Genomic DNA, 6,633 nt, shown 5'->3' on the forward strand with positions numbered 1-6,633 from the left:
CGCTGGCAACCGCACCACCAGCTAACCCGGCAGATGCCCTAGGGCTTGGCGGCGTCGTTCGCCTTCTTCGCTTCCTGCGCCCGCGCCACTTGTTCCGCCGTGTAGCCCACGAACATCACCACCGTCGCCAACAGGACCACCACCACGGCTATCCCCAGCAAACCATCAGTGAAGCCGCGATCCAGTGCACTCAACTGGGCGTCATTCATGGACACCACCGGCCCGGTGACCCCACCGTAGTGCAGCGTGCGCAATGTGATGACGGCCTGGATGACAACCAGCACAAGTGGGCCTCCGATCATCCTCACCATCACGGCGACGGCAGAAGCGGGCCCTATCCGGTCCGAGCCCACACTGGCGATCAGCGAGAGCATGAGCGGGATTTCGAGCAGGCCCAAGCCGATCCCCCCGACTACGAGCGGTACCACCAGATTCGGAAAATACGGCACGTCGCGATTGAGCGTGGAGCCATACAGCATCGCACCCAACAGCAAGATGGCGCCCGCTATCACCACTATCCGCGGTGGGAACCACTTCACCACCTGCGACGATGCCCCCATACCGATTGCCTGTGCGAGGGCAAACGGAATGAAACTGATGCCTGCCTGCAGCGGGCTGTAGCCCATGACGTCCTGCACATACAGCGCGATGAGCACGGCCAGCGTAAAGCCCGTCCCGCCGGAGAGAAACATTGATGCGTAGGTCGCCAGCCGATTGCGATCGGAGAACAGGCTGAAAGGTACGACGGGAGTCTCGGCGTTGCGCTCGACCACGACGAACACCAGAAGAGCGGCAAGAGCCACCGCAAGGGAGCCGATGGTCAAGGCCGACAGCCACCCGTTTTCCGGTCCCATCGACAATCCGAAGACTGCCGCGGTGCATATCAGCGTGGCCAGTACCGCTCCTGCGACGTCAAGCTTCATCCGCTCCTTCTGCGTTTCCTGCAGCATCGCGCGGGCCACGAAAATCACAACCAGTCCAATGGGCACGTTGACCCAAAACACCAGTCGCCACGACATGTCGGTGAGCATTCCGCCCAACACCAAGCCCATTACCGAGCCGATTCCGATCATTGCGCCCAGCACCGCCGTCGCAGCATTGCGTACCGGCCCCTTGGGGAAGGTCGTCGCGACCAGGGCCATGCACGTCGGCGCAATGATCGCCGCCGCTGCGCCGTGCACCAGACGGGCGAGCACAAGGGCTCCGCCGTTCCAAGCGATCGCGCACATGGCTGAGGCGAGCGTGAACAGCGCAACCCCGATGATGAAGGTGCGCTTCCGGCCGATGGTGTCCCCGAGCCGACCACCGACCAACATCAGGCCGCCGAATGTGAGTACGTAAGCGGTGATGACCCAACTGCGCATACCGTCTGACAGGCCCAGTTCATTTTGAATCGTGAAGAGGGCGAGGATCACCACCGGGCCGTCCATTGACGCCATCAGTTGGGTGCCGCCGATCGCTAGGATGACGGCGACGAACCGTCGGGACCTCAGCAAAGCAGGGACGAATTTTTTCCCGCCGCTCCGCGTCGTTGGATCGATGGCGGTCGAGCCCAGATGTACTGCGCTCTCGTCATTTGAGTGCGTAGCTACCCGCTCTCCATCGTTGAGAGACGCCATAGTCGATCACCCTACAGCTAATCTGTGTGCCGCGGCAGACCGGTCAAGTGTGAGGGCCCTTGTGCCGGTTGACCATCGCTCGGGGGGCGCGGAGCATTCTCAGAACCGACAAGCGGTACAGCAAGGAATTCGAGTAGGCGCGGTCGGCGCCGATCGCCCATAGATCGCGCGAATTCTCGAATGCCGTCCGGAAGTCATGTTCGCTCGCCCGGAAAGCCTCGAAAACGCGGTCCAGCACAGCGCTGTCCCAGACCTCATCCCGGGCAGCCGCGCACATCGCGTCGTAGGCCGCAGACATCCAGTCTGCGCCGAAGCGCTCGGTCACCGGCCCGGTGTAACGCTGGCGCCGAAGACTTGGTGCGAGGAACTCGTCTATTGCCTCGTCGTCACCGGCCTTCAGTTCACAGCCGATGGCCGCCGATATCCGCGACACCTCCCGGCGCCAGTCTTCGAGGAGGTTGGCATAGTCGACGAACACTCGCGCTACGCCACGCGTGTTCCGCTCAGCCAAGAGGCAATTTTTCAGCCACAGGGCGCTTGCGAGCTCGGGTGTGGTCGGACCCGCTGCCGCTAGCGACGCGATCACCTCTTGCGGGTGGCGCAATGCAATCACCGCCGCAACGTCCAGATTCTGTGCACGGGCTGCTTCGAACCACAGATCACAGAGTGCGGTTATGTGTGTGTCTTTGATGACCACGAGCGGCCCATCCGGCAGTTCAGAGAGAAACGCACCGATCTTGGCCTTCCAGCCAGCCTTCTCGGCTGTGTCGAAGGCACCATCCTCTAGCAGCCGCAGCGACGGATCAAACCCCGCGCTGCCGTGTCGGCGCAAGATCGTCTCGTTGAGAACGAGTGTCGCGCGGGGCTCCCAATAGCCCCGCGGATTGTGATCATCAGCGGGCCTTACGTCGGCTGGGAGCGCACCTCCGCACAGCGACAGCACCCGCGCCAGCGCCGAGGTTCCCGACCGGCCTTGGCCCAACACGAAGAGAACTACCCGACGCGCCTTCATTTCTACAGGTGCCGGGTATTCCATCTTCAGATCTTCTTCCACCTTGGTCCCCCCATTGTCTTCAGCAACTTCCCGACGTCCCCGAATCTCGCCACCAACCGGTAGTTACCGGATGGACTCTTTCGCATATCGGCCTCCTTGGTGATTAGCTGCGTTCCGGTTCTCATACCTCTAGACAGAGTCGGGCCTAGAGCTCGGTGACGTTCGACAGCGACAGATCTTGACCGTCGATCCGGCGGATATCGGTTGGCGCTGCCGGTAAGCGCAGACTCGACAAGTGGTTGTAGCTTCGATCGAAGAAGTGCACATTGCCAGGGACATAGCGTCTGCCTAATCTGGTTGCGTATCCGGACTCTCCGACAACCACAACGTGCTTGTCCACCGAAAGTCCGCGCGTGAGCAGTTCGCCCACGTGGACCACCACACCGTGACGGTTGACGAGATTGCCCCCGCGTGAATCGCAAATCAGCCATTCACCGTCTTCGAGGAAAACAACGTTGTGACAGCCCGCACCGGGAACGGTGAATCTGTTTTTCACCTCGAAGTTTTCGTCCGTTTGCACCAACTCACTGAATTTGCCGTTCGCCAACCCGTTCTGCAACAGGAGATAGATGGACCCTTGTTCAGCGACGATGGAGTTGATATGGACGTACTTCCCCCCCGGGATTATGTAACGATCGGGTCCGGTTTTGTAGCTGGCGAATTCGTCGCCAAGGGGGTAGAACTCCTCCTCCAACTCGAAGTCCTCATTGAAGCGCAGGATTCTTTGGCAGAAAGTATCTATGACATGCAGTTTGTCGCCGATGAAATCCATCTGGTGACAATTGGTGTGCAGACCCTCGATGACAACCGATTCGCGACGAATTCGATTGTTCTCGACCTCCAACTTGATTACGCGGCCAAGCAGTTTGCCTCGTAGTTGTAACGGTTTGCCCCGCAGCTGTATGCGACTCAGAAGGATTCCGGTGTCGTAGATGTCATGCGCTTGGTAGCAGTAGATGGATCCGTTCTTGATGGTCACACCGAAGAACACCCCGCTCATGATCTTCATCCACTCCCGCCCGTTGACCGCGTACAGCCCTTCCCGGGACGCCACGATGTGGGTGTAGTCCGTGAGATCCCTGTTGCGCACCCGTATCGAACCCAGGCGATACACCAGGCGGTCGACGATCTTGAAGTTCAGAACGGTCTTGAAATCGGTGAACGTTGATGCCATTGCGTGCCGAATCATTCCACGGCGGGATTCCGGGAGCTCCTCTTGAAACTGACGAAAAATCACGACGTTTCCCTCGGGATCCTTTATCGAGAGAAGCCATCTTCCCCAGTAGCTGAACCACGGAAGGCGCTCGAATCCCAAATTCCTCGGCGGTTCCTCAAGTTGGATGTCGTGCCGCCTCAGTCGTTCTTTCAAGTCCTCCATGTCCTGGATTTGCAGGAGGAAGCGAGCCGTCCCCGGGTTGGCGGAACCGGGTCGAAAACTATTGACGTCGTGAATCACCAGCCCACGACCGATAGCGCCCGTGCTCAGGTAATAGGGACGCGGGTATCCGTAGACCTCCCGATGAAATCTGATGCCCAAAGTCCGACGATAAAAATCAACGAGCTTCTCCGGATCAGCCGAAACGAGTTCGACCGATACGAGCCCCTCAACAACGCTGTCCGTCACCTCGGTCCTCCTTCAGCGGGCGTCTTCTGCGGAGTTCGATGAATTGAGCCGTCGTGCAAGCCTTCAACCAGCACGGTCGATGCGAGCCGCGACTTCGATGTCTCGGTCAGTGGAGAGGACTCGACCGGATCGACATCGCGTTGGGGGCATGTTGCGACACCGGCGAGCATGCAAGATTGCTGAACGGAAGTCGTCTGAGAAGATCGCGCGTTCGTCTGCACGCAGCATTTGGCGTCCGACGCGGAACCCTGCCGACGATTTTCTTTGCTCCGGAGGGCCGGCATTTCCGAAATCGACAACTCAGGGAGCCAGCTCGCACAGTACGCTTTTGCTGGTCGTGTTTGCGGCCGGCTCAGATTGGGGGGCTCATGTGCGGAATCGCTTCTATTCTCGACGTCCAAGGTGATCCCCGTGTACTGCGTGAACGGGCCGTTACGATGGCTCGCCTGCTGCGCCATCGAGGTCCGGACTGGAGCGGGATCTACGCCGACGAGAATGCGGTCCTCGCCCACGAGCGGTTGTCGATCGTCGACGTGGAGCACGGTGCCCAGCCCTTGACGGATCAGGCCGTCGAGCTCGTGCTTGCAGTGAACGGCGAAATCTACAACCATCGAAGCCTGCGAGCTGAATTCCGCGATTACCCGTTCAAGACCGCGTCGGATTGTGAGTCGATCATCCCGCTCTACAAGCGGTACGGAACCGACTTCCTCAATCGCCTGAGCGGAATCTTCGCGTTCGTCCTCTACGACAAGCGAGCCGGCGATTTCCTCGTCGCCCGGGATCCCATTGGTGTCATCCCGCTCTACACCGGTCGGGACGAACATGGGAACCTGTATGTCGCCTCGGAGATGAAGGCGCTGATCCGATACTGCCGACACATCGAGGACTTTCCGCCCGGCCACTACCTGACACGCGGCCTCGACCAACCCCGGCGTTACTACGACCCCGATTGGCGCGACTTCTCGGCCGTATCCGGGCAGCCCCTCGACATCGCTGGTTTGCGAACGGGACTCGAAGCCGCCGTTCATCAGCAGTTGATGTCCGACGTTCCGTACGGCGTCTTGATCTCGGGGGGGCTCGACTCGTCCGTCATATCGGCGGTAACCGCTGGATTCGCCGAGAACCGAATCGAAGACGGCGACCGGACGCAGGCCTGGTGGCCTCGGTTGCATTCGTTCTGCATCGGCCTCGAAGGCTCTCCCGACCTCGCCGCCGCCCGAAAGGTCGCGACGGCGATCGGCACCGTGCACCATGAGTTCCAGTTCACGGTGCAAGAGGGCATTGATGCGCTCTGGGATGTGATCTACCACATCGAGACATACGACGTCACGAGCATCCGCGCTTCGACTCCGATGTATCTGATGATGCGACGGATCAAGGCGATGGGGATCAAGATGGTCCTGTCGGGCGAAGGCGCCGACGAGGTCTTCGGTGGATACCTCTACTTCCATAAGGCTCCCGGCGCCCGCGAATTCCATGAAGAAACCATCCGCAAACTCGATCTGCTTCACAAGTATGACTGCCTCCGAGCCAACAAAGCCGCCGCTGCGTGGGGGGTCGAGATCCGGGTGCCGTTCCTTGACCGCGAGTTCCTCGACATCGCAATGTCTTTCGATCCCAGCGAGAAGATGGTCGGCCAGGGCAGAATGGAGAAGTGGCCGTTGCGTAAAGCCTTCGAAGGACGTCTGCCCGATGAGATCCTCTGGCGACAGAAGGAACAGTTCTCCGACGGCGTGGGCTATCGGTGGATCGACTCGCTGAAGGCGACCGCAGAGGCTCAAGTGTCCGATAGCCAGATGCAAAGTGCGCGATACCGTTTCCCGGACAATCCCCCGGCAACCAAAGAGGCGTACATGTACCGGGAGATATTTGAATCGCACTTTCCCGGTCGCGCCGCAGCGGCCTGCGTTCCTGGAGGGCCAAGTATCGCGTGCAGCACTCCGGCCGCGATCGCTTGGGATATGAGCTTTGCGAAGAACGCTGACCCGTCGGGCCGTGCGGTGCTCGGCGTCCATCAGGTTGCGATTGCCAATGCGTAGGGACGGAGCGCAAAAACGGACTCTGCGAGCGGCGTCAGAGTACGACTGGATGACCCCGAGCCTTCTGTCCGCATGATCTGCGGTCTCAATCAACACCCCCTGGTCCCCCCCAACCATCAGGTCCGCGTGCTTGTCCTCACCGAGTGAGTCAATCGCCAAGCGAGGCTTGATGTTCGGCATGCCCGCCTATCGCCCACCTGTGGGGCGGTAGACGGCAACAGCCGAGTTTCGACGAGATGGGTCCGCGAAGGTCTTGCCACAAGGAACACGAGCCCTCGAATCTCCCACCGCGACACC

The 6,633-nt window shown here is 60.2% G+C and carries 4 protein-coding genes; 1 reads left to right on the forward strand and 3 read right to left on the reverse strand.

The genetic code is table 11. The features are described 5' to 3' along the window. Positions 1 to 38 precede the first annotated feature (38 nt). From A5790_RS20565 to A5790_RS20575, 3 genes are all read right to left on the reverse strand, one after another. Positions 39 to 1,619, reverse strand: a complete 1,581-nt coding sequence (locus A5790_RS20565; protein WP_082961827.1) for an MFS transporter — start codon at positions 1,617 to 1,619, stop codon at positions 39 to 41. 43 nt (positions 1,620 to 1,662) lie between these two features. Then, positions 1,663 to 2,655 carry a sulfotransferase family protein gene (locus tag A5790_RS20570; RefSeq protein ID WP_066848583.1) on the reverse strand — a complete coding sequence of 331 codons (993 nt, stop codon included), beginning with the start codon at positions 2,653 to 2,655 and terminating at the stop codon, positions 1,663 to 1,665. A 163-nt stretch (positions 2,656 to 2,818) separates the two neighbouring features. Beyond that, positions 2,819 to 4,297, reverse strand: coding sequence for a VOC family protein (locus A5790_RS20575; RefSeq protein ID WP_126315817.1), 1,479 nt, complete (start codon positions 4,295 to 4,297; stop codon positions 2,819 to 2,821). 53 nt (positions 4,298 to 4,350) lie between these two features. Between A5790_RS20575 and asnB the strand changes: the two genes are divergently transcribed. Beyond that, complete coding sequence (gene asnB, locus A5790_RS20580) at positions 4,351 to 6,336, forward strand: asparagine synthase B (protein WP_197696850.1); 1,986 nt, start codon at positions 4,351 to 4,353, stop codon at positions 6,334 to 6,336. Positions 6,337 to 6,633 lie beyond the last annotated feature (297 nt).

Origin of the sequence: Mycobacterium sp. 852002-51152_SCH6134967 (genome assembly GCF_001667105.1) — a bacterium.
Lineage (GTDB): Bacteria > Actinomycetota > Actinomycetes > Mycobacteriales > Mycobacteriaceae > Mycobacterium > Mycobacterium neumannii_A.